25 protein-coding genes and 1 pseudogene are annotated in these 24,368 nt (G+C 71.8%); 9 read left to right on the top strand and 17 right to left on the bottom strand.

The features are described from left to right. Window positions 1–6 precede the first annotated feature (6 nt). The 6 genes from ACQPXG_RS36040 to ACQPXG_RS36015 form a co-directional block, all read right to left on the bottom strand. Window positions 7–1,242: a cytochrome P450 gene (locus ACQPXG_RS36040; protein WP_433463607.1), complete on the bottom strand. Its 1,236-nt coding sequence runs from the start codon at window positions 1,240–1,242 to the stop codon at window positions 7–9. After that, window positions 1,239–1,880, bottom strand: a complete 642-nt coding sequence (locus ACQPXG_RS36035; protein WP_433463606.1) for a GTP-binding protein — start codon at window positions 1,878–1,880, stop codon at window positions 1,239–1,241. The genes ACQPXG_RS36040 and ACQPXG_RS36035 overlap by 4 nt, the downstream gene beginning before the upstream one ends. Next, window positions 1,861–2,223 carry a DUF742 domain-containing protein gene (locus ACQPXG_RS36030; protein WP_433463605.1) on the bottom strand — a complete coding sequence of 121 codons (363 nt, stop codon included), beginning with the start codon at window positions 2,221–2,223 and terminating at the stop codon, window positions 1,861–1,863. The genes ACQPXG_RS36035 and ACQPXG_RS36030 overlap by 20 nt, the downstream gene beginning before the upstream one ends. Next, window positions 2,220–2,624, bottom strand: a complete 405-nt coding sequence (locus tag ACQPXG_RS36025) for a roadblock/LC7 domain-containing protein (protein WP_433463604.1) — start codon at window positions 2,622–2,624, stop codon at window positions 2,220–2,222. Before ACQPXG_RS36025 ends, ACQPXG_RS36030 begins: the two co-directional genes overlap by 4 nt. 11 nt (window positions 2,625–2,635) lie before the next feature. After that, window positions 2,636–4,282 carry a sensor histidine kinase gene (locus tag ACQPXG_RS36020; RefSeq protein ID WP_433463603.1) on the bottom strand — a complete coding sequence of 549 codons (1,647 nt, stop codon included), beginning with the start codon at window positions 4,280–4,282 and terminating at the stop codon, window positions 2,636–2,638. 211 nt (window positions 4,283–4,493) lie between these two features. Further along, entirely contained in the window at window positions 4,494–5,714 is a 1,221-nt protein-coding gene (locus ACQPXG_RS36015) for a cytochrome P450 family protein (protein ID WP_433463602.1), read from the bottom strand. Window positions 5,715–6,062: 348 nt separating this feature from the next. Here ACQPXG_RS36015 and ACQPXG_RS36010 point away from each other — a divergent pair, with 348 nt between their 5' ends. The 4 genes from ACQPXG_RS36010 to ACQPXG_RS35995 all read left to right on the top strand — a co-directional run bounded on the left by ACQPXG_RS36010 (window position 6,063) and on the right by ACQPXG_RS35995 (window position 12,368). Beyond that, complete coding sequence (locus ACQPXG_RS36010; protein ID WP_433463601.1) at window positions 6,063–7,871, top strand: WD40 repeat domain-containing protein; 1,809 nt, start codon at window positions 6,063–6,065, stop codon at window positions 7,869–7,871. A gap of 166 nt (window positions 7,872–8,037) precedes the next feature. Then, the gene (locus tag ACQPXG_RS36005) at window positions 8,038–9,729 is read left to right on the top strand and encodes a sigma-54-dependent Fis family transcriptional regulator (protein ID WP_433463600.1); all 1,692 of its coding nucleotides are present in this window, start codon (window positions 8,038–8,040) and stop codon (window positions 9,727–9,729) included. Between the two features lie 58 nt (window positions 9,730–9,787). Then, window positions 9,788–11,224, top strand: coding sequence for an aldehyde dehydrogenase (locus tag ACQPXG_RS36000; RefSeq protein WP_433463599.1), 1,437 nt, complete (start codon window positions 9,788–9,790; stop codon window positions 11,222–11,224). Window positions 11,225–11,267: 43 nt separating this feature from the next. After that, window positions 11,268–12,368 (top strand): NAD(P)-dependent alcohol dehydrogenase, encoded by a 1,101-nt coding sequence (locus ACQPXG_RS35995; protein ID WP_433463598.1) that lies wholly within the window; start codon window positions 11,268–11,270, stop codon window positions 12,366–12,368. A gap of 66 nt (window positions 12,369–12,434) precedes the next feature. Here ACQPXG_RS35995 and ACQPXG_RS35990 read toward each other — a convergent pair whose 3' ends face one another. The 6 genes and pseudogenes from ACQPXG_RS35990 to ACQPXG_RS35965 all read right to left on the bottom strand — a co-directional run bounded on the left by ACQPXG_RS35990 (window position 12,435) and on the right by ACQPXG_RS35965 (window position 16,510). Beyond that, window positions 12,435–13,454: an ABC transporter permease subunit gene (locus ACQPXG_RS35990; RefSeq protein WP_433463597.1), complete on the bottom strand. Its 1,020-nt coding sequence runs from the start codon at window positions 13,452–13,454 to the stop codon at window positions 12,435–12,437. Then, entirely contained in the window at window positions 13,451–14,365 is a 915-nt protein-coding gene (locus tag ACQPXG_RS35985) for an ABC transporter ATP-binding protein (protein WP_433463596.1), read from the bottom strand. The genes ACQPXG_RS35990 and ACQPXG_RS35985 overlap by 4 nt, the downstream gene beginning before the upstream one ends. Window positions 14,366–14,414: 49 nt before the next feature. Next, window positions 14,415–14,854, bottom strand: a pseudogene (locus ACQPXG_RS35980) (response regulator); the annotation flags it as partial. Then, window positions 14,851–15,996, bottom strand: a complete 1,146-nt coding sequence (locus tag ACQPXG_RS35975) for a sensor histidine kinase (RefSeq protein ID WP_433463595.1) — start codon at window positions 15,994–15,996, stop codon at window positions 14,851–14,853. The pseudogene ACQPXG_RS35980 and the gene ACQPXG_RS35975, both read right to left, overlap by 4 nt. Next, window positions 15,993–16,292: a hypothetical protein gene (locus tag ACQPXG_RS35970; protein WP_433463594.1), complete on the bottom strand. Its 300-nt coding sequence runs from the start codon at window positions 16,290–16,292 to the stop codon at window positions 15,993–15,995. The genes ACQPXG_RS35975 and ACQPXG_RS35970 overlap by 4 nt, the downstream gene beginning before the upstream one ends. A 2-nt stretch (window positions 16,293–16,294) precedes the next feature. Further along, on the bottom strand, window positions 16,295–16,510 hold the full coding sequence (locus ACQPXG_RS35965; protein WP_433463593.1) for a hypothetical protein: 216 nt from the start codon (window positions 16,508–16,510) through the stop codon (window positions 16,295–16,297). Window positions 16,511–16,754: 244 nt separating this feature from the next. Here ACQPXG_RS35965 and ACQPXG_RS35960 point away from each other — a divergent pair, with 244 nt between their 5' ends. Further along, a complete protein-coding gene (locus tag ACQPXG_RS35960; protein ID WP_433463592.1) occupies window positions 16,755–16,928 on the top strand; it encodes a hypothetical protein in 174 nt (57 codons plus the stop codon). 76 nt (window positions 16,929–17,004) lie between these two features. Here the strand turns inward: ACQPXG_RS35960 and ACQPXG_RS35955 are convergent, their stop codons facing one another. Further along, window positions 17,005–17,916 (bottom strand): LysR substrate-binding domain-containing protein, encoded by a 912-nt coding sequence (locus ACQPXG_RS35955; RefSeq protein ID WP_433463591.1) that lies wholly within the window; start codon window positions 17,914–17,916, stop codon window positions 17,005–17,007. 71 nt (window positions 17,917–17,987) lie between these two features. Between ACQPXG_RS35955 and ACQPXG_RS35950 the strand changes: the two genes are divergently transcribed. The 3 genes from ACQPXG_RS35950 (at window position 17,988) to ACQPXG_RS35940 (ending at window position 19,839) form a co-directional block, all read left to right on the top strand. After that, a complete protein-coding gene (locus tag ACQPXG_RS35950; protein WP_433463590.1) occupies window positions 17,988–19,037 on the top strand; it encodes a threonine aldolase family protein in 1,050 nt (349 codons plus the stop codon). 120 nt (window positions 19,038–19,157) lie between these two features. Continuing rightward, window positions 19,158–19,394 carry a hypothetical protein gene (locus ACQPXG_RS35945; RefSeq protein ID WP_433463589.1) on the top strand — a complete coding sequence of 79 codons (237 nt, stop codon included), beginning with the start codon at window positions 19,158–19,160 and terminating at the stop codon, window positions 19,392–19,394. Between the two features lies 1 nt (window position 19,395). Next, a complete protein-coding gene (locus ACQPXG_RS35940; RefSeq protein ID WP_433470109.1) occupies window positions 19,396–19,839 on the top strand; it encodes a substrate-binding domain-containing protein in 444 nt (147 codons plus the stop codon). Between the two features lie 119 nt (window positions 19,840–19,958). On the opposite strand, the gene ACQPXG_RS35935 is transcribed toward ACQPXG_RS35940, so the two are convergent. From ACQPXG_RS35935 to ACQPXG_RS35925, 3 genes are all read right to left on the bottom strand, one after another. Then, complete coding sequence (locus ACQPXG_RS35935; RefSeq protein ID WP_433463588.1) at window positions 19,959–20,585, bottom strand: hypothetical protein; 627 nt, start codon at window positions 20,583–20,585, stop codon at window positions 19,959–19,961. Window positions 20,586–21,135: 550 nt separating this feature from the next. Beyond that, window positions 21,136–21,708 carry a hypothetical protein gene (locus tag ACQPXG_RS35930; RefSeq protein ID WP_433463587.1) on the bottom strand — a complete coding sequence of 191 codons (573 nt, stop codon included), beginning with the start codon at window positions 21,706–21,708 and terminating at the stop codon, window positions 21,136–21,138. Further along, window positions 21,705–22,874, bottom strand: a complete 1,170-nt coding sequence (locus tag ACQPXG_RS35925) for an FAD-dependent monooxygenase (protein WP_433463586.1) — start codon at window positions 22,872–22,874, stop codon at window positions 21,705–21,707. The genes ACQPXG_RS35930 and ACQPXG_RS35925 overlap by 4 nt, the downstream gene beginning before the upstream one ends. A 195-nt stretch (window positions 22,875–23,069) precedes the next feature. On the opposite strand from ACQPXG_RS35925, the gene ACQPXG_RS35920 reads away from it, so the two are divergent. Then, window positions 23,070–23,687: a dihydrofolate reductase family protein gene (locus ACQPXG_RS35920; protein ID WP_433463585.1), complete on the top strand. Its 618-nt coding sequence runs from the start codon at window positions 23,070–23,072 to the stop codon at window positions 23,685–23,687. A 244-nt stretch (window positions 23,688–23,931) separates the two neighbouring features. Here the strand turns inward: ACQPXG_RS35920 and ACQPXG_RS35915 are convergent, their stop codons facing one another. Beyond that, window positions 23,932–24,351 (bottom strand): (R)-mandelonitrile lyase, encoded by a 420-nt coding sequence (locus ACQPXG_RS35915; RefSeq protein WP_433463584.1) that lies wholly within the window; start codon window positions 24,349–24,351, stop codon window positions 23,932–23,934. Window positions 24,352–24,368 lie beyond the last annotated feature (17 nt).

Below are 24,368 nucleotides of genomic sequence, written 5' to 3'. Positions count from 1 at the left end.
CGGTTGTCAGTAAGGCACCATGGCCGGGCTGAACGTCACCGGCAGCGAGGCCAGGCGGCGGACCCAGAACGACGGGAGCCACATGAGCTCGTCGGGGTCGACCGCGAGCTCGATGTCGGGCAGCCGGTCGAGCAGCACCTCGACCGCCGTCCGGGCGACGACCTCGGCGAGCTCCGGGGCGGGGAAGGGGCATCCGTGGTCGCCGTGCCCGAACGACAGGTGGGCGCGGTTGCCCGCGCCGGCGCCCTGCGCGGGCGGCTGCACCTGGGGGTCGGCGTTCGCCGCGGCCCACCCCAGGATCAGCATGTCGCCCGGACGGATCCTGCGCCCGGCCAGCTCGCAGGCGTGCACGGCGAAGCGGCCGATGTTGTTCTGGGACGGCGTGTCCTCCCACAGCACCTGGTTGAGCGCCTGCGAGACACTGCCGCGGCCGCCCTGGAGCGTCACGGCGAACTGGTCGTCGACCAGCATCAGCCGCAGCGTGTTGCCGATCCAGTGGCCGGTGGGCAGGTGCCCGGCGCTGATCATGGGGATCAGGTCGCTGACCATCTCGTCGACGGTGTAGTTCGCGGAGTGCTGGAGCAGGCGGGACGTGACGTCCGGCCCGGGATGCGCCCTGCGTGACTCGGCCAGCCTGCCCATGCTCTCCTGGAGCCGCTGGTACGCCGCGACGGCGTTCTCGTCGGAGCCCGCCACGTTCTGGATGTCCCGGATCATGTCGGGCGCTTCGGCCTCGGGAACGCCGAAGAGCCCCATCATGACCAGCGGCGGGAGCCGGTCGGCGAACTGGCTGCCGAGGTCGGCCTCGCCGTCCCCGGCGAACTCGTCGATCAGCTGGTCGGCGATGCGCTCGCAGTCGTTGCTCAGCTCGGTGCGGTCGACAGCGTCCAGCGCGTCGCTGATCGCCGCGCTGCGCCGCTTGTGGTCCTCGCCCTCGGCGAGCATCACCGACGGGTTCCAGCCCACGAACGGCAGCAGGGACCAGTTCTCGGGCACCATGTCCCAGGCGTTCCAGCGGCGGGTGTCGCGGGCGAACAGGCCGGGGTTGGAGGTGACGTGGTTGACCTCCCGGTACCCGATCACGTACCAGGCGGGGATGTCGCCTTCGAGCAGGACGGGCACGACCGGGCCGTGCTCGCGCCGCATCCGCTCGAAGAAGTCCCTGGGCCGCTGGTCGAACTCCGGCCCGTACAGGCGGACGGCGTTCGCGTCGGCAGGCGGCCGGACGGTCTCGTCGGTCACTGCGCGGCCTCCTGGAGTGCGGCGGGATCGTGGAGCGTGGTGAGGTGCCGGACGAGCGTGATCAGCACGCTCTTGCAGGAATCCCGGACCCGGGCGTCGCAGTCGACCAGGGGAACGTCGTCGGCCAGTGACAGCGCGTCGCGCACCTGTTCGAGCGAGGGCTGCGGGCCGGGGCCGTCGAACCGGTTGACCGCCACCACGAACGGCATCTTGTGGTGCTCCAGCCGGTCGAGCGGGTAGAAGGAGTCCTCCAGCCGGCGCGTGTCCACCAGCACCACCGCGCCCAGGCTGCCGGAGAACAGCTGGTCCCAGATGAACCAGAACCGCTTCTGGCCGGGGGCGCCGAAGAGGTAGAGCACGCGGTGGTCGTCCAGGGAGATGCGGCCGAAGTCGAAGGCGACCGTGGTGGTCCGCTTGTCGGCGACGCGGCTCGGGTCGTCGATGCCGACCCCGGCCTGCGTCATGACCTCCTCGGTGCTCAGCGGCCGGATCTCGGAGATCGAGCCGACCATGGTGGTCTTCCCGACGCCGAACCCGCCCACGACCACGATCTTCAACGCGTCCCGCGCGGTGCTGCGCAGCGGCACGCCGCCGGCGGGTCCGGGCCCCGCCGCCTGGTCAGAGTTCTTCGAGTCCAACGAGCACCTGCTTCAACGTTTCCAGGTCGGCCAGGTGAGTCGTCGCGGTGGCCGACGTCGGATGACGGACGGTGATATGGCCGGTGTCGCGCAGATCGAGCAGCAGGATCTTCACCACGCTCACCGGCAGTCTCAGATGGGAGGACAGCTCGACCACCGCCACCGGCTCGCTGCGGCACAGCCGCAGGATCGCGACGTGCTCGGACTGCATGCCGGGCGCCGGGTCGTTCTCGGCGACGACCAGGGTGACGAGGTCGAGGGCCTCGTCGCCGACCCGGCTGCGGCCACCGGTCACGGTGTAGAGCCGGTCGGGATCATCGAGGTCCAGGGGACGCGGGTTCATCTCGACGCGGCGGTGCGCGGCGCCGCGGTCAGGTAGCCGCCGATCTGCTCCACCAGTTCGTTCATGCTGTGCCCGACCAGGCCGACGTCGGCGTTGTCGTGGGCCACGACGGCCAGGTGCGCCCCCTCGCCGGCCGGGATGATCAGCAGCAGCCCGCCGGCGAACTCCACCATCGACTGGCCGGCGCCGACGCCGGAGCCGAACTCGTGGGAGGCGGTCAGGGACAGGCTCTGGATTCCCGAGGCGATGGCCGCGAGCTGGTCGGCCCGGTCGTTGTCCAGTCCGTGGGTATGGCAGATCTTCAGGCCGTCCCTGGACAGCACCAGGACGTGCTGGATGCCGGGGGCCCGGTCCACAAGGGAGGCCAGAAGCCAGTCGAGTTGGCGCTCATCGGTGCTCATCGGGATCAGCCCTACTCATCGGTGTCTTCGGTGGACGGGGTCTCGTGCTGCCCGGATCCGCCCGCGGTGTCGTCGGCCGGCCGGTGGCGCCCCGAGGCGGACTGGCGGAACGCGGCGAACCGCGCCCCCGGGTCGCGGGGCTTGGGGGCCGGCGCCGCCTGCTGCTGGACCGTCCCGGCGAGGGTGGCGCCGCGGCGGCGTTTGGGCAGGTACGCCGACTCGTCGGAGCCGCCCGCGCCCGGCGCCGCCGCGGCCATGGCGGCGGCGGGTTCGCGGGCGACCACGGGGGTGCCCCTCGGCGCGCTCAGGATGGACTCCGACAGGGTCCCCCGCGAGGCGTCGCCGGAAGGATGGGTGATGAGCTGGCGCGGGATCAGCACGACCACGCCGACGCCGCCGCGCGACGACGGCCGGAAACTGACCTTCAGGCCGTGCTTGCCCGCCAGCCGTCCGACCACCGCGAGCCCCAGCCGGGTCCCGGGCAGCGACGTCAGGTCGGCGGCCTCGGAGACCAGCCGCTCGGCGCGCTCCCGCTCGCGCTGCCGCATCCCGAGGCCGCTGTCCTCGACGGTGACGACGACCCCGGCGTCCTCCTCCTCGGCGTAGACGTGCACGGCGGTGCCGTGCGGGGAGAAGTTGGCGGCGTTGTCCATCAGCTCGCCCAGCGCGTGCATGACGCCTTCGGCGGCGAACCCGGCGACGGCGGCGGTGCTGGTCGAGTGGTACTGGACGCGCTGGTAGGAGGCGATCCGGCCCATGGCGCCCCGGATGATGCTCTCCAGCACGATGGGCTTGGTCCAGCGCCGCCCCGAACGTCCGCCGCTGAGCAGCGCGATGCTGTCGGCCAGGCGTCCCATCTGGGAGACGTGGTGGTCGAGGTCGAGCAGATCGCCGAAGACCTCGTCCTCGTTGTACCGGTCCTCCAGGTCACGCAGCTGGGCGAGCATGCGGGTGGTCTGCGCCTGGATCCGCGCCGCCGCGCTCGCGGACGCCGCCATGGCCGACGCTCTGGTGCGCTCGCCCCCGGCCAGGGCGTCGGCGAGTTCGCGCAGGAGCCGTTCCAGTGCCGCGTACGGGGGTGTCGGGAGCTCGGCCAGCACGGACGCGGCCGAGGCGCGGTCGCCGCGGATCCGCTCGATCAGGACGGGCAGCGTCGAGTCGGCCAACCGCGTGACCTGGCCCTCCAGGGCGGCCAGCTCGGCCCTGGCCAGGGCGCCACCGCGCTCGCTCGCCGCGACGCCCTCGGCCACCATGCGCACCAGACGGCCCAGCAGGTGGTCCGGTACGGTCCGCAGCTCGGCCAGGGTCTCGTCCGGCGACGCCCCTTGGTGGAGCCGCTCGATCAGCGCGGGCAGCGGCCCGTCGACCAGTTCCTGGAGCCTGCGAGCCAGCCGGTCGTCCTCGCCTTCCACCCGGGTCAGCCGGTGGCGGAAGCCCCGCGCGCACTCGGCGTAGTAGGCCGCGCCCCCGATGGCCAGGCTGACCGCCAGCGCCGCGATTCCGCCGCCCACCGCGACCAGCGTGCGCGACCCTCCGTCAACCGCGAGGAGCGTGCCCAGCCAGGCGCCGCCCGTGACGATCGCCGCGACCAGCCAGATCCAGAACGCGCGTTCCAGCGCGACGCGCTCGATGCGTGCCCGATCTGCTCGTGTTGCCATCCATCGTGTCCTTGTGAGCGTTGGCGACTGGCACGCAGGAGTCCCTCGGCCCGTCGCAAGGCGGCCATAACGGAATAAGGCAAGATCAGGATGCACCATAACGCTCGTGCGCACAGGTATTTGCAAAAATCCCGATCTTTCCCAGACGCGGGCCGGACACCTGTGGGGGTACGACCCGCCACACCCCCGGGAGGAGCCGGAATACCGTCTCTCAGGGCTTGACGGTGCCGAGGGTGACCGGGATGGAGAGCGGGCCGATCGTGAAGAACGACGGCGAGTAGGGGATGTCGTCCGGGTCGATGGCGAGGGCGAGCTCGGGCAGCCGCCGGTAGAGCGCGGCGAGCGCCGCCCGGCCCTCCAGCCGGGCCAGGGACGCGCCGATGCAGTACCGGGGGCCGTGGCCGAAGCTGAGACGTCCGCCCTGTTCCCGAGTGATGTCGAACCGGTCCGCGGTCTCGCCGTACTCCGCCGGGTCGAGCCCGCTCGCCTGGTAGAGCACGCCGACGGCCTGCCCCTTGGGTATGGGCACGCCGGCGATGGTCACGTCCTCCGCGGTGAAACGGAAGCTGGTCATCATCACCGAGTGGCGGTAGCGCAGGGTCTCCTCGACCACGTCGGCCCACCGGCCCCCGGCCATGGCCAGTTCGCGCTGGCCGGGGTTCTGATGCAGCGCCACCACGGCGTTGCCGAGCAGGTGGACGGTGGTCTCGTGACCGGCGACGAGCATCAGCCACAGCACGCCGACCAGCTCGTCGGTGGTGAGCCTGTCGCCTTCGTCGCGGGCCTGGACCAGGCTGGAGGTGAGATCGTCGCTGGGTGTCCGCTGCCTGCGCTCCGCCAGTTCGTGCAGGTACGCCTGAAGGGCGTTCTGCGTCGCGAACGCCTCCTCCGGCGGAGTGGTGTGCGCCAGCAATGCGGCGGTCCACCTGCGCATCCGCGGCCGGTCCTCGGCGGGCACGCCGAACAGTTCGCAGATGACCCACATCGGCAGCGCCTCGGTGAAGGCGGGGACCAGGTCGACACCGTCGCCGGCGGCCACCACGTCGTCGAGCAGGCCCTCCACGATCTGCTGGATGCGCGGCTGCAGCGCCTGCACCCGCGCGGGCGTGAACGCCTTGCCGACCAGGCCGCGCAGCCGCCGGTGGTCGTCACCGTCCTTCGTGGACAGGTGGCCGCCCTGGACGATGGCGCGCAGCGGCCAGTCCTCGGGGATCGAGCCGTCGTGCAGGGCGGGCCAGTGCGCCGGCTCCCGCAGGAAGGTCCTGTTGTCCCCGGCGAGGATCTCCCGTACCGCGTTGTGGGTCAGCGCCAGGTAGGCGGGGACGCCTCCGGGGAACTCCACTTCGACCACGGGGGCGATCTCCCGCAGCCGGATGCAGGTGTCGAGAGGTGCTTCGCCCGCGGCGGGGAAGGAGGGCAGGCTCGTAGTCATTCGATCCCATTGAGAGGTGAGGAAGGCGGTAATGACGGACCGTCCATGAATATCCTCTTGATCGCCCCGAGACAAGGCATTCGAAAAGATCAATGATGTGACGAATGTGGTGTATAGAACTTCCCGAATCGGGCTTACGCTAAGTGACCGGTGTCGGCGCGCTGATATCCGGCCGTTCGGCTTCACTCCGGCGACCGCATCCCGTTGACCACGGCCGACGGGATGTGGCCGGCCCGGCTCGCCGGCCCTTGCCACCTCGCGCCGGACTGGCGGACAGTGTTCATCGCCACTTGTGGAAAAAACCGAAATAGGGGATCCGGTCGGTCTCCACTCCCTAGGATCTCGGCCATGGCGAAGATCATCGACTACGGGCGGTTCGCGGAACGGCTCGCCGAGGACCGGCCTGTTCTGAAGTTGCTCGGCGAGGTGCAGCGCGAGTGGGGCTACGAGGATCCGGGCGGCGAGCCCCTCGTGACCCGGGAGGGCGAGGCCCCCGGATACGAGCCGGACGAGTCCGACCCCGTCCCCGCGGCGCTGGTCGAGTGGTGGGACTCCCCGGTCAACTCCTTCGCCTTCCGGCCGAGGCTCTACTGGACGCACTCGGTGTGGCCGCCGTCCGGGCCGGACTCGGTCGACGACCCGCCCGGTGACGAGATCCGGATGTTCATGGCCGAGTACGAGTACGTCAACCAGTGGGGATACCTCGCCTCCGAGGCCCGTCTGCCCGATCCGAAGGTCCTGGTCAACTCCTCCGAGGGCTGGGTCGTGCAGAGCCGGTCGATCTCGGAGTTCTTCCTGCAACTGGCGATGGAGCGGCTGCCCGGGACCTTCGGCTGGTCCTTCCGGGTGAGCCGGGAAGATGTCGAGGCCGACCCCGCGATCGTCGAGCGCCTCCAGGAGACGTACCGCGACATCGGCCTGCTGCCCTGGCAGGAGGCCGGCACCGACGCCCTCACCTACGGCGGCCCGGACGTGCTCATCCGGCACGGCCGCGGGCCCGGAGCCGGCTACGCCGTCGTGGTCCACGGCCGGACCCGCGAGGCGCTCGTCCAGGCGCTGGACACCCTCGGGATCACGTGGACGGACAAGGAGATCTCCGCCCCGAGCGAGGTGCCCCTCCCGACCGAGGACCTGGAACCGGCGTCGTTCACCGAGGGAGACGCCGACGACCGGCAGCGCTGGACGGTGGCCTCGGCCGCCGCCGCGTCGGGCGTCCCCGCCGTGCCGGACGTCCCGGCGCTGCGCGGGCTCGCGGACCGGACGGCCGCCGCCGCCGACCGGGAGGCGACGACGGTCGTCGCGGGCGACTCGGTCGGCCGCGTGCACGTCTGGGCGGCCGACGGCGAGGAGTTCGCCGTCCAGAAGCCGCACCGCGCTCCGGTGACCGCCGTCACCTGTCACCGGGGGAGCGACGGCGCCCGGATGGTCGTCAGCGGCGACGCCGCCGGAGTGGTCCGGCGGTGGGCCGCGCAGGAGGGGCTCCCGCGGGTGCCGCTCGACCGGCGGAGGTCGCCCGTCGCGGCGCTGGCCGCCGCGTCCCTGGAGACCGGCCCGGCCCTGGCCGCGGCCTGGGCGGACGGGCTGGTACGCGTCTGGGACCTGGTCTCCGGCGAGATCGCCGATCTCCGGATCGGCACCGGGATCGAGGCCCTGGCCCTGCGGAAGGAGGGCTCGCTGCACGTGTCCACCGCGCACGGCAGCGCCGAACTGCGGCTCGACCTGGAGCGGCTGTGGCCCGCCCGGCCGCTGCGGCTGCGCCTCCGCGAGATCGACTGGGGGTCGCTCTGGGCGGCGCGCGGCCCGGCCCACGAGGTTCCCGGCCTGATCGCCAAGGTGGCGTCCGACGACGAGGACACGGCGCAGGCCGCCGTCAAGAGGCTGTACGAACTGCTCGCCTACCGGGGCGACGCCTCTCCGAGCGCGGCCGTCGAGGCGGTGCCGTTCCTGGTCGAACGGATGCTCATCCCGACGAACCGGGCGCGCAACACCCTGCTGCTCCTCATCGCGGACATCGCCGACGGCCACGGCAAGGCGCACGACGCGGTCAAGGAGGCCCTTCCCTCTCTGCTGCATCTGCAGGACGACGAGAACAAGTCCATCCGGTGGGCCGCAGCGGAACTCGTACGCAACTGCGGGGTCGCGACCGGCACCTCATGACGGCACCTCATGTCGGCCCGCGCCGGAAGGTCAACGTGCTACTTATTTCTTACGCGAGGCTTATTAACAGTTGACATACGGTGGTCCGGAGCGCACCCTGTGGGGAGCCGGGTGTGACGCGTGACACACCGTCGCGTGGTGCGACCTCTGCGGACGGGAGGTCATCGTGGTCGACCTGCGGGATCTGGACGACAAGATACGTGATCCCCTGCGCCCGGAGATCGCCTCGTCGTGGCGGCGTTCCCAGCTGAGCGGGCTGGACCCCGGCGACCCGGTGGGCCGGCTGACCTTCGAAGAGGTGAACGACCGCTGCCGGCTGGTGGTCGCCGCCGATCCGGTGCTGGACGACATGGAGCGCACCCTCGACCGCACCGGCTTCGCGGTGATCCTGGCCGACCGGCAGTCGCGGATCCTCGACATGCGCTGCGGCGACCGTCCGGTGCGCACGGCGCTGGAGCGCACCGGCGGGATGCGGGGACGGCTGTTCAGCGAGGAGAACACCGGCACCAACTCGATCGCCACCGCCTACGAGCTGCGCCGCGGCATCGCCGTGCACGGCACCGAGCACTACCTGGAGGCGTTCAAGAAGTTCTCCTGCTACGGGCACCCGATCCTGCACCCGGTCACGCACCGGCTTGAGGGCGTGCTGGACATCACCTGCCTCGCCGTCGACGACAGCCCGCTGCTGGCGCCGTTCCTGATCCGCGCCGCCCGCGACATCCAGGCGCGGCTGCTGGAAGGGTCGCGGCACGCCGAGCAGCGGATGCTCGCCCGCTACCAGGAGGCCGCCACGCAGCACCCCGACCGGCCCGTGCTGGTCCTGGGCGACGGCGTCGTGCTGGCCAACCCCGCCGCGGTGGACCTGCTGCAGGCGTCCGACCACGCCCTGCTGCGCGCGTTGACCGGCGATCTGCGCGACGACCGCGGCCGTCTCCGCGACATCGAGCTGGCCTGCGGCCGGACGGCGCGGGTGAGATTCGAGCGCATCCCCGGCACGGGCGGCGGCGCGCTGTTCGAGCTGGACGCCCCGGACGACCGGCCGCGGCGATCCCTGCCGGTCCCGCGCGGCCGGGCCGCGAGCGTCCGGCGCCCCGGCCGTGCCGGCGAGCTGAACCGAATCCGCACGCACCGCCTGCCCGTGCTGATCACAGGAGAGCCGGGGACGGGACGCACCACCACCGCCCGTGAGCTGGCCGGCGACGCGCCGGTGCTGCTGGTGGCCGCGGCCCGGCTGGACGAGGAGGGCGACTCGGCCTGGCTGGCCCGCCTGGCCGAGTCGCTGCACGCCCCGGACGGCCTCACCGTGCTGGACGACGTCCACCTTCTCCCGGCGGACACCGCCGCGCGTGCCGGCCGGCTGCTGGAGGGACGACCGGGATGGTTCGCGATGACCGGCGCCCCCGCCGACGGCCTCGGCGCCGAGCAGCGCGCCCTGGCGGCCCGCTGCGTCGAGCGGATCGACCTGCCCCCGCTGCGCCGCCGGATCGACGAGCTGCCCCAGCTGGTCGCGGCGGCGCTGGCGGAGGCGGGCGCCGCCGGCAACGTCCGCTTCACCGCGGCCGCCCTGGAGGCCCTGGCCAGCCACTCCTGGCCGGGCAACCTGCGGGAGCTGGACGCGGTGGTGCGCACGGTGCTGGAGCACCGGTCGGGCGGCGACATCACCGTGCGCGACCTGCCCGGGCCGTACCGGATCAGCGCCCGGACGAGGCGACTCGGCGACCTGGAGCGGGCCGAGCGGGACGCGATCCTCACTGCGCTGCGCGCCTGCGGCGGCAACAAGGTGCACACCGCCGAACGGCTGGGCATCAGCCGCACCACCCTGTACAACCGCATCCGCGCCCTGGGGATCGTCGCCTGATTGCCGGCTGTCCAGAAGTTGAACAGTTGGGCGGGCGCGCCGGGGTGACGATTCCCCCATGGAGCGACACGACGCGCTGTTCATCGGCGGCGGCTGGGCAGAACCGCAGGGCGACGACCACATCACGGTCGTCTCGGCGAGCACCGAGGAGGTGATCGGGCGGGTGCCCGAGGCGTCCGAGGCGGACGTGGACGCCGCGGTCGCGGCGGCCCGCGGCGCCTTCGACGACCCCGGCGGCTGGCCGGACTGGGAACCGGCCCGCCGGGCGGACGCTATGGAGCGGCTGGCCGACGCGCTGGACCGCCGCAAGGACCGGATCGCGCGGCTGGTCAGCGCCCAGAACGGCATGCCCGTCGCGATCGCCGAGCAGCTGGAGGGCGTGTTCCCCTCGGTGGTGCTCCGCTACTACGCGGACCTGGTCAGGACGGCGGCGCTGGAGGAGCGCCGTCCCGGGCTGATGGGCGGCACCACGCTGGTGCGCCGCCGCCCCGCCGGCGTGGTCGCGGCGATCGTGCCGTGGAACTACCCGCAGACCCTGGCCTCGTTCAAGATCGCGCCCGCGCTGGCCGCCGGCTGCACAATGGTCGTCAAACCGTCCCCGGAGACCGTGCTGGACGCCTACGCGCTGGCCGAGGCGGTCATGGAGGCCGAGCTGCCGCCGGGCGTGCTCAACATCGTTCCCGGCGGCCGGGAGGTCGGCCGCTACATGATCACGCATCCGCGGATCGACAAGGTCGCCTTCACCGGCTCGACGGCGGCGGGGCGTGAGATCGCCGAGACCTGCGGCCGGCTGCTGCGCCCGGTGACGCTGGAGCTGGGCGGCAAGTCGGCGGCGATCGTGCTCGACGACGCCGACCTCGGCGCCACCATGGAGAACATCTTCGGCGCCACGCTGCTCAACAACGGGCAGACCTGCTACCTGGGCACCCGCGTGCTGGCCCCGCGCAGCCGGTACGCCGAGGTGGTGGAGGCGTTCAGCGCCTTCGCCGGGTCGCTGCAGGTCGGCGACGCCCTCGACGCGGCGACGCAGATCGGGCCCATGGCCAGCGCGAGGCAGCGCGACCGGGTCGAGTCCTACATCGGCAAGGGCCGCAGCGAGGGCGCCCGCGTCACCGTGGGCGGCGGGCGGCCCTCCGGGCTCGACAAGGGCTGGTTCGTGGAGCCGACCGTCTTCGCCGACGTGGACAACGCCTTCACCATCGCCCAGGAGGAGATCTTCGGCCCGGTGCTGTCGGTCATCCCCTACGGCGACGTGGACGAGGCGGTCGCCATCGCCAACGACACCGACTACGGCCTCGGCGGCAGCGTGTGGACCAGCGACCACGAGCGCGGCGTCCAGGTGGCCTGCCGGGTGCACACCGGCACGATCGGCATCAACGGCTACCTGCCCGACCCGACCGCCCCGTTCGGCGGCGTGAAGGCCAGCGGAATCGGCCGCGAGCTGGGCCCCGAAGGACTGGCCGCCTATCAGCAGAACCAGTCCGTCTACCTGTGACCGGCCCCCGGAAGAGAACACATCGAACGAAGAGGTAACCGCCATGGTCTCCATCAGAGCGGCCGTCGTCCGCGACAAGGGCGCCCCATTCGCCATCGAGGAGCTCTCGCTGGCCGAGCCGCGGCCCGACGAGGTGCTGGTGCGCACCGTCGCCACCGGCGTCTGCCACACCGACCTGCTCACCCGCGACCAGATCCTCCCGCCGGGGCCGCCGGCCGTCCTCGGCCACGAGGGCTCGGGCGTCGTCGAGGCGGTCGGGCCGGCCGTCACCTCGGTGGCGGTGGGCGACACGGTGGTGCTCGGCCCGATCAGCTGCGGCGGCTGCCGCAACTGCCTGCGGGGCCACCCGATGAGCTGCGAGACGTTCATGCCCATGAACTTCGGCGGCCGCCGCGCCGACGGCTCGACCGGCTGCACCGACGCCACCGGCGCCGAGGTCAACGCGCACTACTTCGGGCAGTCGTCGTTCGGCTCGCACATGCTGACCCATCAGCGGTGCGTGGTGAAGGTGCCCGCCGGGGCGCCGCTGGAACTGCTCGGGCCGCTGGGCTGCGGGCTGCAGACCGGCGCGGGCGCCGTGCTCAACTCGCTGAACCCGCCGGCGGGCAGCAGCATCGCGGTGTTCGGCGCGGGCGGCGTCGGCCTGGCCGCGGTGATGGCCGCGGCGCTGACGGGGTGCTCCACGATCATCGTGGTGGACCTCCAGGACTCCCGCCTGGCGCTCGCCCGCGAGCTGGGCGCCACCCACACGGTCAACGCGGGCGCGGAGGACGCGGTGGCGCGCATCCAGGAGATCACCGGCGGCGGCGCCGACTTCTCCCTGGACGCGGTGGGCCTGCCGCTCACCGCGCGCCAGGCGGTCGACGCGGTCAACATCGGCGGCACCGCCGGGATCGTGGGCGCCGCCGGGTTCGGCTCGGAGATCCCGATCGACCTGGCGACGCTGCTGACCAGCCGCACGGTCAAGGGCATCGTCGAGGGCGACAGCGTGCCGCAGCTGTTCGTCCCCACCCTGATCGAGCTGTACCTGGCCGGCCGGTTCCCGTTCGACCGGCTCGTGCGGACCTACGCGTTCGACGAGATCAACAAGGCGGTCGAGGACGCCGAGTCCGGCGAGACGATCAAGCCGGTCCTGGTCTTCTGAGACCGTCCCGCGAGGCAGGGCGCCGCCGGGTGGTCCCGGCGGCGCCCGGACGGTGTCGGCCGGGGTTCAGGCGCGCCGGACACGGCGCAGGCCGAACGCGATGAGCACCCCGCTGAGCGCCACATAGAGCGCGGTCTCGCCCGACTGGAACGCCCAGTAGCGGTCGCTCGGCTGGTACTCGACGTCGACGTGGAGGTCGAGCTTGGACAGGCACACCGCGGCATCGCCGAACGTGCCGCGGGCACCGGTCTTCGGCGGCGTGTTGAGGCACGCGTTGAACGTGGTCTCGCTGAGCGTCCGCCCGTCCGCGGTGCGCATGGGGCTGACGTCGCTGATCCACGCGTCGGGGGAGCCCGGCACCTCCAGGCCGCCGATGGCGGGGCCACCGGTGATGCTGCCGAGGTTCCTGGCCCCGTTGATGGTCTCCGCCGTCATCGGCAGGGTCGCCTTCTCGGACGGCATGAGATGCGGACGCACCAGGTTCGGCACGGCGAACTGCAGGACGAGGAAGACCACGCCGGTGACGGCCATCGCGGGGAGGGTCCGGCGCACGAGCAGTCCGATGACGGTGCCGAGCGTGAAGGCGAGGACCGCGTAGCCGATGGGGGCGATGTCGCGGGCGCCGAACTCCACGGTGCCGAACCGGTCCCCGGTGACCTCGTCGAACGGCGAGGCCGCCCACGTGAGCAGGAGGCTCGCCAAGCCCGTGAAGACGATCGCGGCCACGCCGACGAACGCCATCCTGCCGAGCAGCCAGCGGCGGCGGGCCACGCTCTGGTTCCACACGAGCCGGTGGGTGCCGGTCTCCAGCTCCCGCGCGACGAGCGGCGCGCCCCAGAACACGCCGACGACGACGGGAATCAGGCCGAGCCCGGCGGCAAGGAAGAGCAGCGTGTTCTGGTAGGCGCTCTGGAACTGGCTCCTGGCCTGGGCGCAGTCGCCGGGATCGCCGCAGCGGGACCGGTAGGCGTCGTAACCGTCCCGGATGTCCCCGCCCAGGTAGAGCATGTAGACGGCGATCAGGGCCAGCGCGATCGCGGCGACGAGCGCCTGGAGGCGGAACTGCCGCCAGTTCAACCAGATCATCGCAGACCTCCCATGGCCGCGGCGCCGAGCTGGGCGGCGGGCGCATTCGCCCTGGACATGTATCCGAGCACGAGCTCTTCGAGCGTGACGGGTTCGACCGTGCATGGAATCGACGACGGCGGAACGTCGGTGCGCACGACCGCGCTGCTGTACTGGGCGTCGTGCTCCATCCGGATGACCTCGACCCCGGCGGGCAGCCGGTCGAGCCCACCGCGGGGCGCGACCACCCGGCGATGGCCGGCCAGCAGGTCCCGGACCTCGCCGGCCACCTGGATCCGCGAGTCGCACAGCACGATGAGGTAGTCACAGACCCGCTCGATGTCACCGAGCAGGTGGGACGACAGCACGGCGCTGGCACCGAGCTCGGCGACGAACTCCATCAGGTTCGCCAGGAACCCCTGGCGGGCCAGCGGGTCCAGCGCGGCGGCCGGCTCGTCGAAGATCAGCAGTTCGGGGCGTTTGGCGGCGGCGATGGTCAGCGCCAGCTGCGCGCGCTGGCCGCCGGACAGCCGTCCCGCCTTCTGGGCCGGGTTCAGCCCGACCTGCGCGATGCGCCGCTCGGCCAGGCCCCGGTCCCACGACGGGTTCAGCCGCGCGCCCAGGCGCAGATGGTCGGCCACGCTGAACGACGCGTACACCGGCGTGTCCTGCGCCACGAACCCGACCCGTGCCAGATGCGCGGCGCTCTCCGCCGGGCGGGACCCGAGGACGCGCAGCGAGCCCGACGTCGGCTCCAGCAGCCCGCAGGCCAGGTGCAGCAGCGTCGACTTGCCGGCCGCGTTCGGGCCGACCAGGCCGATGACGCGGCCGGACGGAACGGTGAGGTCGACGGCGCTCAACGCCACGCGGCGGCCGTACCGCTTCGTCAGACCCTCCGCCTGAAGAACCAGGGGGGAACTCTCATTCGACATGGTTCCCATCCTGGAAACCGGTGCCGCGCCGGGCATCGGTCCAAGGCATGCGGGGCTTCGCGGTGGCCGTCATGTGGCGCAGCAGCCGGAGGGTGATCGACGGCGAGACCAGCGCCTCGCCGTTGTGGGCGGCGCGGACCGCCTCCACGAGCAGCGCGGGCCCGGCGTCCTTGAGGACGAACCCCACCGCACCGCCGTGCAGCGCGCCGTACACGTACTCGTCGAGGTCGAACGTGGTGACCACGATGACCCGCATCGGGTCGCGCACTCCTGGGCCGGCCAGCGCGCGGGTCACCTCGATGCCGTCGAGCAGGGGCATCCTGATGTCCACCACGCAGACGTCGGGGCGCAGCCGCCGGGCCATGGCGACCGCCTCGGCCCGTCCGCGGCCTCCCCGACGACGCCGATGTCGGGCTGGTCCTCCAGGAGCAGCCGCAGGCCCCGGCGGATCATCGCCTGGTCGTCGGCGAGCAGGACCGAGATGGTCATCCGGGCTCCCTGGTCGGGGCGGGCAGGGTCGCCCGCACGGACCAGCCGCCGCCGGTCCGCGGCCCGGCGGACAGCGAGCCGCCGAGCGTCTCGACGCGTTCGCGCATGCCGATCAAACCGTATCCGCCGCGGTGGTGCCGCCCGGAGCCCGCCGGGCCGTCGTCGACGACCTCGACCGTGACACCTCGCCGGTCCCGGCCGACGGTGACGCCGACCGACCGGGCGTGCGGCGCGTGCCGCAGCACGTTCGTCAGCGCCTCCTGGACGATGCGGTAGACGGTGCTGGTCACCTCCGGCGGCCAGGTCGCCTCCTCGTCCGCGACGCTCAGCAGCACCGGGGGACCCTGCCGGCCGAAACGCTCGACCAGCGCGCCGAGCCGCTCCGGGCCGGGAGACGCCGGAGCCGCGTCGTCGGCGTCCCGCAGCAGCCCGACGACCCGCCGCATCGCGGCCAGGGCGTCGGTCCCGGCGTCCTCGATCTCGACGAGGGAGCCGGTCACCTCTCCGGGGTTCCGCCGCGCGACCACCTGGGCCGCCTGCGCCTGGATCAGCATGCCGGTGATGTGGTGCGCCACGACGTCGTGCAGTTCTCTGGCGAGCTCCAGCCGCTCGGCCCGGCGCACCCGCTCGGCGGTGGCCCGCGCCCGGGCGTCGAGCAGCCGCAGCGACACCCCGGCCGCCACGGCGGCCAGCCAGACCACGCCGTCCAGCGCCGGCACCGACGAGTCTCCGGAGGACGGCGGCCCGGCGGCGAGCTGACCGGCGGCGATCACCACGAGCCCGCCGCCCGCGACGGCACCGGCCGGCACGGGCGGAAGGGCCCGGAGCGCGGAGCCGACCAGCACCGCCAGGCCCAGGGCCATGGCCGGACTGGGCTCGGCGGGAAGGTCCGGGCCGGCCAGGCGAGTGGCCACGATCGTGGTCGCCGCGACGCCGAGCCCCGTGACCGCCGTCCAGGCGGGCGAGCGCCGCCGAAGCAGGGCCGGCGCGCCCACCGCCACGGCGGCGGCACAGCCCGGGATCCAGTACCAGCCGCCCCAGGTCTGTGCGACGGCGACGGCCTGGACGGCGATCGCCGCGAGGAGCGCGGTGCCGAGCCCGGCGGCCCAGGCGACCCTGACCCACCGGTCCGGAATGGTCACGTCGGCCAGGCTACTGACCCGCGGGCGCGCCGGCCCTTGTCGTAAAGACGCAGCGCCGGCCCGAGGACGAGACCCCCGGCCAGGGCCGCGGTGGCCAAGGCCGTCACACCGTTCGGCCCGGAGAGCCAGGCCAGCATGATCACCATGACGCCGCCCGCGGTGATGGCGGCGGCCGGCCACGCCGGCAGCGTCCGGAGCGAGGAGCCGACGAGCACGGCCAGGGCCAGGGCCGTCACGGGTGCGGGCTCCTGCGGCCAGTCCGCGACCAAGGACACCACGGTGGCGGCGGCCGTCACGGTCACACCTGCGGGCGCGGTCCACACCTTCCGCCGCTCGCGCAGCAGCGCAAGCGCACCACCACGACCGCGACGGCGGAGTCATAGGCCCAGTAGGCCTTCCCCCAGCTGGTGCTGAGCATGTACGCCGTGAAGGCGATGCCCAGAGCGAACACCACGCCCAGCCCAATGTCGGCCACCATCGCGCCCGGCCTCATCGGCCGTTCCACAGGGTTCATGGTGCTGAGGCTAGGAAGATGCGCTCCCGGCGGAACCGGCCGAAAGTACGGTACTGGGCCCTGCCGGCCGCCCTTTGGACCGATTCCGGTGGTCAGCCCTCGGCGCCGCTTTCAGAGACGGTCGAAGACCGGTAGCGGCTGGGTCGCCTTCGCCCCATATGATCATCGCTGCCGGCCCGACCGGGGCCGGCCGCCCGTCGGCACAGCACACGAGCGGGCGCAAAACCACGGGAAGGAGTCGGCCGTGACAGCGGCAGGCAACTCGGAATCACGGTTCAAACGCCAGGAGGCGGCTGGACAACGGCGTCACGCGCAGATCATGCATGAGCTCGGCGACTACGGGGCCGAGGAAGACGCCGGCGAGCGGGCCAGGCGCCTGGTCGCGGATGCCGTTCGCATCGAGCGCCGGACCCTGTAACCCAACCCGTCCACGCCCTCAGCGTGGATGACAACCGACCGGTCCGTCTCCGAGAGGCGGACCGGTCCTTCGGCGGTCAGCGGGGCTCCGCGTCGGCAGCGGCACGCAGGGCATTGAGGGCGGCCGCGATGGAGGGGCGGTGGGCGGTGCCGCGGCGGGTGGCGGCGAAGACTCGCCGGCATCCGGCAGGGTGCTGGAGTGGCCTGACGGCGGCGCCCGCGAGGTTCTGCCGGACGGCGAGTTCGGGGACGAGCGCGACGCCGAGCCCCGCCGCGACGAGGGCGAAGACCAGCGGGTGGGTGTAGGCGTGCGACCCCGGTACGGGCTCGAACCCGGCGGAGCCGCACAGGCGGTGCAGCTCGTCCAGGCAGGTGAGGCCGTCGGGCGGGGCGATCCAGCGCTCGTCGGCCAGGGCGGCGAGATCCACGCCGGCGGCGTCGGCGAGCGGGTGGCCCGGCGGCAGGGCGACGCGCAGTGGCTCGGTGTGAAGCTCGACGCGGTGCAGGGCCGGGTCGGCGCGGCGCGGCACCAGGTCGTATTCGTGGGCGACCGCCAGGTCGAGGTTGCCGCTCTTCAGCAGGTCCAGGGCGCGTTCAGGTTCGAGTTCCTCGACGTGCACGCGAACCATGGGCAGGCGCGGAGCGAGTTCCGCCAAGGCCACGGCGACGAAGGAGGCCGCGGCGGTGGGAAAGGCGCCGATGCGCAGGCTGCCGCCGTAGCGCCCCTCCATCGCGGCGATGTCGGCGGCGGCCGCTTCGAGCTGGGCCAGGATCGTCTCGGTGTGCGCGACGAGCGTGTGCGCGGCCTCGGTGAGGGCGACCTTGCGCCCCTCACGTTCGAGCAGCCGCACATCGGCTTCCCGTTCGAGCGCGGCGAGCTGCTGGGAGACGGCGGGCGGGGTGAGGTGCAGCGCACGGGCGGCCGCCGCGATCGTCCCCTGACGTGCGACTTCCCGCAGCACACGGAGACGCCGTACATCGAGCGTCATAAGCTCAGCTTACGTCCATGCGAAAAAAGAACAACTTGTCCTTTCGACGTACGCGCCTTGAGACTCGCCGTGTGACAGACCTCCGCAGCGACACCTTGACCAGACCCACGGCCGCCATGCGCGCCGCCATCGCCGCCGCGGAGGTGGGCGACGAGCAGCGCGGCGAAGACCCCACCGTCAACCTCCTGCTTGAACGAGTCCGCGCGCTGCTGGGCAAGGAGGCGGCGCTGTTCCTGCCGGGCGGCACCATGTGCAACAACATCGCCATCGCGGCGCACACTCGCCCCGGCGACGCGATCCTCGCCCACCGTTCCGCGCACATTCTGCGCTCCGAGAGCGCCGGTGCCGCCAGGCTCGCCCAAGTCCAGACCGAGGCTCTCGATGGCGCCCATGGCCGCATCACCGCGCGGCAGGTCGAGGACGCGGTGACCGCCGGGTCGCGCTACGAACCGGCGACCCGGCTGCTGTGCGTTGAGCAGACCCACAATTTCGGCGGTGGCGCCGTATGGCCGCTGGCAGAGCTGGGCGAGGTCTGCGCCGCCGCCCACGCACACGGCCTCGCCGTCCATATGGACGGTGCCCGCCTGCTCAACGCCGCCGTCGCCACCGGCGTCCCCGCCCACGACTTCGCCGCGCATGTGGACTCGGTGTGGATCTGCTTCACCAAAGGCCTCGGTGCACCCATCGGCGCCGTGCTGGCCGGCACCGAAGAGTTCATCGCCTGCGCCGGCCGGCTGAAGCACGCCTTCGGCGGGGCGCTGCGCCAGGCCGGGATCGCGGCCGCCGGTTGCCTGTACGCGCTCGACCACCACGTCCAGCGCCTCGCCGACGACCACGCGCTGGCCCGGCGCCTCGCCGACGGCCTGCGGCCCATCGAGGCCGTACGGCTGCACACTCCTCGGCCCGACACCAACATGGTCTTCTTCGACGTGGACGGCCGGAACCACGCCGCGTTCCTGGACGTGCTGGCCACCTACCAGGTCAGGCTCGGGGCCGTGGGCCCACACCTGCGGGCGGTCACCCACCTCGACGTCACCGCCGATGACATCGACCGGGCTCTCGAAGCGATCGAGGACGCCCTTGGGGTGGACTGTTGCTCCTCCTCTTCAGGACGGCCCTGACGGCACTCCCGCACCGGCGATCCAGCGCCATCCGCCGCCCACCACGGGCGACGGCGGGACGTGACCCGCAGGGTGGTCGATCAGCCGACGGTGTCGCGAGTGCTCAACGACTAGCCGCGGGTGCGCGAGGACACGCGGCATCAGGTGCTCGCGGCCATGGAGCGGCTGGGTTACCGGCCGAATCGCGCGGTGCAGGCCCTGGGGCTGGGCCGGGCGCGCGCGGTGACCGTGGTGACGTCGAACACGACGCTCTACGGCTACGCGGCCACTTTGCAGGGCATCGAGGAGATGGCGCGCGGGCAGGGGCTGGCGGTGGGCGTCCGCGTGATCAAGTCGGTGACACGGGCCGGACGATGATCTGCCTGGACGAGCGGCCCGCCGCGGCGGACGCGAGGCCGGGTGGCGGCAGGCCCTCACCGAGACCGCCGCGCCGATTCCCGAGGTCGTGCACGCCGGATGGGACGCACGGTCGGCCTACGAGGCGGGCCGCGTCCTGGCGGAGGACGGCGACGTCACGGCGATTCTCTGCGGCAACGACGACACCGCGCTGGCGGTGCGCCGGGCGCTGTACGACGCCGGCCGCGACGTCCCGGGGGAGGTGAGCCTGGTCGGTTTCGACGACGTGCCCGGCTCCGCGTACTGGACGCCGGCGCTTCACGGCCGTCCGGATCGACTTCGCGGACCTCGGGCGCGCGTGCCTGTCGGCCCTGATGGCCGAACTGGACGGCGGCCCGGCTCCGGAGATCGGGCTGGCGACGCCCCGCCTGGTCCTTCGCGAGTCACCAGCGGCGCGGTGAAGTAAGAGTCCGCCGACTCACGATCTGCTGGACAGGAGAGGGGACCGTTCGTGCCGACCCGGGTCGGTGCGAACGGCCCCATCGAGCGCTCAGCGTCAGTGGTGAGCGGAGGTGCGGCCGGGGGTCAGCTCGACGCCCAGAGCTGCTCGCCGTTGGCGCCGACGAGCTGGTAGGTGGCGTTGACCGTCGCGGTGGCCGGGCAGAGGCCGGATCCGCTCTTCTTGTTCACGGTGCCATTGCTGATCTGGGCCTGCGCCTGGGCGACCGTGTTGGGCCGGTTGGGGTTGTCGGGGTTGTACCCGTTTCCGGTGAGGGTTCCGGAGTAGACGCAGCTGATGCCGAAGACCGTCGCGCCGACGGTGAAGTTGCCGACGGTGATGGTGCCGTCCCGGCCACCGGAGACCGGGGCGTAGACCACCGAGCCACCCGTCCAGGGCAGGCTCTGGGCGGTCACGGTCACGCTGCCCAGGCTGCTGGTGCAGCCGCTGAAGGACGCGGATGTGACGTTCAGGTTGGTGCCGTCCGAGTTGACCGTGCCCGACTGGACGGCGGAGGTGCAGGTGGCGTTGCTCAGCGAGGTCGTCACGGTGACGTTGCCCAGGTTCGTGGCGGTGACGCCGCCGGAGTAGAGGGGGCCGCTGATGCTGCCGCTGTGGATGCTCGTCCCGGCGGCGGACGCCGGCGAGATCATCAGGGCGAGGGCGGAGGCGGATGCGGCTCCTACCACGGCGAGGGTGCGGATGCGTGACACCTGTGGCTCCTTTCGGGAGGTGCCAAAATGGGGTGGTGACGAAACTTATTTCATTTTTGACACGCAAATTCAAGTGCGTTACCGGATTGAGACACTTGCACGTGTCCAAAGTGTTGACGGAAATTGAATTTGGGCATGCGGAGTCGCACGCGTCGAAATCGACACGTGTTCGGGTTGGGTGTGGGTTCTAGCCGGGGAGCGGTTTTCGAGCCATTTCGTTCAGCGTGAACGACAGGGCGCTCGGCGGGATTCCGAGGCGTCACCACTGCTCGATCCGGGATCGCCGCGGCTCGGCGACACCCGTGTCCGGTCGACGTCGCGTGCGGTCGCCCGTCCGGTACCGTGCGGCGCGGCCGCGCCCGCACAGGCGTCCGTGGCCGTCGTGATCGGTCTTCTCCAGTGCACGCGTGCTCCCACGGGTCCCGGGTACGTGGCAGGAACCAGTACGAGGCACGCGCCGTTCGACGCTGGAAATCACGGCCGGGATACGGCCGGGATGCAGCGAAGATGCCTCACGTGATGACCACAATGAAGCGCGAAGTCGAACCGGTCAAGACCGGACCTCATTTTTCGTCAAAGGTCCGCAGAATGTGGTCGCACATGTTCGCTGTGCACACGGGTCCGTCATACCGACTTCCAGCGGATTGATCTGCGGAAAGGCCCCTGTTCCCGGCGCGGCCGGCGGGTGCGTCAATGCGGCGGAGTCAGAAACCTGCAAGAACTTCTTGGTTCCGTTGAGTAGACGCGTCGACAGGAGTGCGGGCCACTGCTCATGCACCCCACTTGAGGCGACGGGCTGCGCTCGGTCGTCCGGGATTCCCTTTCCGCTGAGCGCCGGCACGGTCTGCTCGTTGCGGGTGAGCGACGTCGCGGCCTGGCGGAACTGGGTGAGCTTGTCGATGACGGTCTGCCCCACGGGCGTGTGGCCCCAGAGGCTGATGCCGCGGTGCGTGCCCGGCTCCCAGGTGGTCTCGTCGATGACGAGGGGATTCCAGCCGACCTCCCATTCGAAGCCGGACGGCGTCACGGCGTAGTAGGAGAGCTCCCGGTCGTTCGTGTGCTGTCCGACCGACAGGGCCATCCGGAACCCGAGTTCTTTGACGCGCTGGTAGGAGCGTGTCATGTCGTCGATTTCGGCGACCTGGACGTTGAGGTGCTGGACGCGGGTGCGGATCGGATCCAGGCGCAGGCCGCGGGTGGCGGCGATCGCGATGGAGTGATGGCGGCGGTTGACCCGCAGGAAACGGATCTGAGCTTGACGCCGCTGATGGTCTCGTCGATGTAGTCGGTGAGGCGGGCGTCGAAGACCGTGGTGAAGTAGCCGCGGAGCCGGGCGGGTCTGGTGGAGGTGAGCGCGATGTGACCCATGCCGTCCTCGCCGGTCACGAAGCCGCCGGTGCGCAGGGCAGGTGGTCCGGACGCCAGGCGCGGGCGCGTGAAGATTTCCTGGGTGATCCCCTTGGGGCCGGGGAAGCGCCAGAGGCGTTCGACCCCGCGCAGGACCGACACGTGTTCGCCGGTGATGCCCTGCCGGTCGAGCAGCCGCCAGACGGCCGCGTCGGTCACCAGTTCCTTCTCGTCCTCGCCCGGCAGAACCGGGAACTCCCAGCGATGGTGTCCGAGCGGTGTCGGGCAGTCGACCGCCGGACGGTCCGGGTCGCAGTGGAAGCGCAGCCGGTCGTGGCCGGGCCATTCCTTGACGAGCTCGGTGTCGATGACCGGCCAGCGGTCCTCGTAGGTACGTCCCTCGAAGCCGACGCCCAGTTGGCCCCGGGTGGGGCTGGAACCACCGTCGGCCGCGATGACATAGGACGCCCGCACCCGGGTCAGCCGGTCCTGACCCGACCGGGCGATCAGCAACTCGACGCCCTGGTCGTCCTGGCTCACCCGCAGGCACTCGTGCTCCAGTTGCACGTCGACGTTCGGGTAACGCTCGACGCCCTCGCGAAGCGTGCGCTCCAACGCCGGCTGGTAGATGAACATCTGCGGCGGATGCCCCTGACCGCGCGGCGTGGGGACGGCGCTGATGAACGACCGGCCGCCGGCGTCGACGAAGTCGATCGGCCTGTCGGGCAGCATGTCCCGCTTCAACCGTTCCGCGAGCCCGATCTCCTGCCAGACGCGCATCACCTCCTCGTCGGTCGAGATCGTCCTCGCGCGGCCGTAGACGGACGCGTCGCGCTCCACGACCACGACGGACACGCCCAGCGCGCCGAGCAGGTTCGCGGCCGTCACGCCGGTGGGGCCGTAGCCGATCACGGCCACGTCGTACTGCGGACATTCGGACACGACGGTGCGCCTCCCTGCGGTGTCGCCGGCATCCGGCAGCCTGGAACGATCAGTACAGTCCGGAACGATAGTTCCAGAGAGTAGGTGCCCGCGAAGATGACGTCAACAGCCCGACAGGCGGCCCGATGAGTTCTGGTGACGGCGCTGGTCGAATCCGGTGAGCACTGTTCGTCGCGATGTCCAAGGAGCATCAGGATGCGGAAGATCACTGCAGGGCTGTTCATCTCGCTCGACGGAGTCGTCGAAGACCCGCAGGACTGGCATTTCCCGTACTTCAACGAGGAGATGGGCCAGGCCGTCGACGCCCAGCTGGGGTCGGCCGACACCCTCCTGCTCGGCCGCAGGACCTACGACAGCTTCGCGGGGGCGTGGCCGGACCGGGAGAAGGCGGGCGGCGAGGACGCCGACTTCGCCAAGAAGCTCGGGGACGCTCGCAAGATCGTGGTATCCGGCCAGGAACTCCACTTCACCTGGCGCAACTCCGAGCAGCTCCAAGGCGACCTCATCGAGGCCGTGACCGCGTTGAAGAAGGAACCGTCCACGTCGGACATCGGGATGAGCGGGTCGGTCTCGGTCGTCCGCCGGCTCCTGGCGGCGGGCCTCCTCGACGAGCTGCACCTGCTGGTCCATCCGATCGCCGTGCGCAAGGGAATGCGGCTGTTCGAGGACGCCGACGCGCCGCTGCCGCTGAAGCTCATCTCCTCCAAGACCTTCGCGACCGGCGTCGTCCACCTGGTCTATCGCCTGGACGACGACGCTCCGGCCGGCGACTACGAGAAGGCCAAGGCGAGCCTTCCGCAGTCCGGCGAGTAGGGCGTGCCGCCCCGACGCTGAGCCAGAACTCCAGGTACTCGTCCGCGGCGGCGTGCCGAATCCGGAAAAGTCCTCCGCCGGGACGCGTTCTTCGACCCGCTCCCATTCGCGCAACTGGTACTGCGGCAACCCTCCGCCTGGCTGCCTTGGTGGCGATCCGGCCTTGAGCCACTGGCCGGCCGCCGCCGCTTCCGCGCCAATCGCGGGGCGTCAGCGTAGGGCGACCCAGGCCGTGTGGACGGGGTCAGCCGCGGGTGGTGGAGCGTGGGCGCTTGTATTCGGTGTCGGTGACCTTTTCGCCCCAGATTGTGTCGGGTGCGTCCGGGTCGCCGCTGCCTTCCCACAGGGCCAGGTGCTCCATGAAGGCGTCGGGGGCGGCGCCGTGCCAGTGCTCCTGACCGGGCGGGGTATAGATCGTGTCTCCCGGGTGGGCCTCGATGAGCTGCCCGCCGCGCTCCTGCACCAGCGCGACCCCCGACACGATGTGCAGGGTCTGCCCCAAGACGTGTGAATGCCAGTCGGTGCGGGCGCCGGGAGCGAAGCGGACCCGGTTCAGACGGGCCCGGGACGGCTCCTCCCCGGCGTAGATCACATCCAACCAGGCCTCGCCGGTGAACCACTCGGCGGGCACTCTGCCGGTCGGCCGTCGCTTCAAGATCTCCATGGTCGTCTCCTCCTCGG

Origin of the sequence: Spirillospora sp. CA-128828 (assembly GCF_050945415.1) — a bacterium.
In the GTDB taxonomy this organism is placed as follows: Bacteria; Actinomycetota; Actinomycetes; order Streptosporangiales; family Streptosporangiaceae; genus Spirillospora.
Note: the sequence above shows the minus strand (reverse complement) of the source record. Positions and strands in the feature narration are given on the sequence as shown.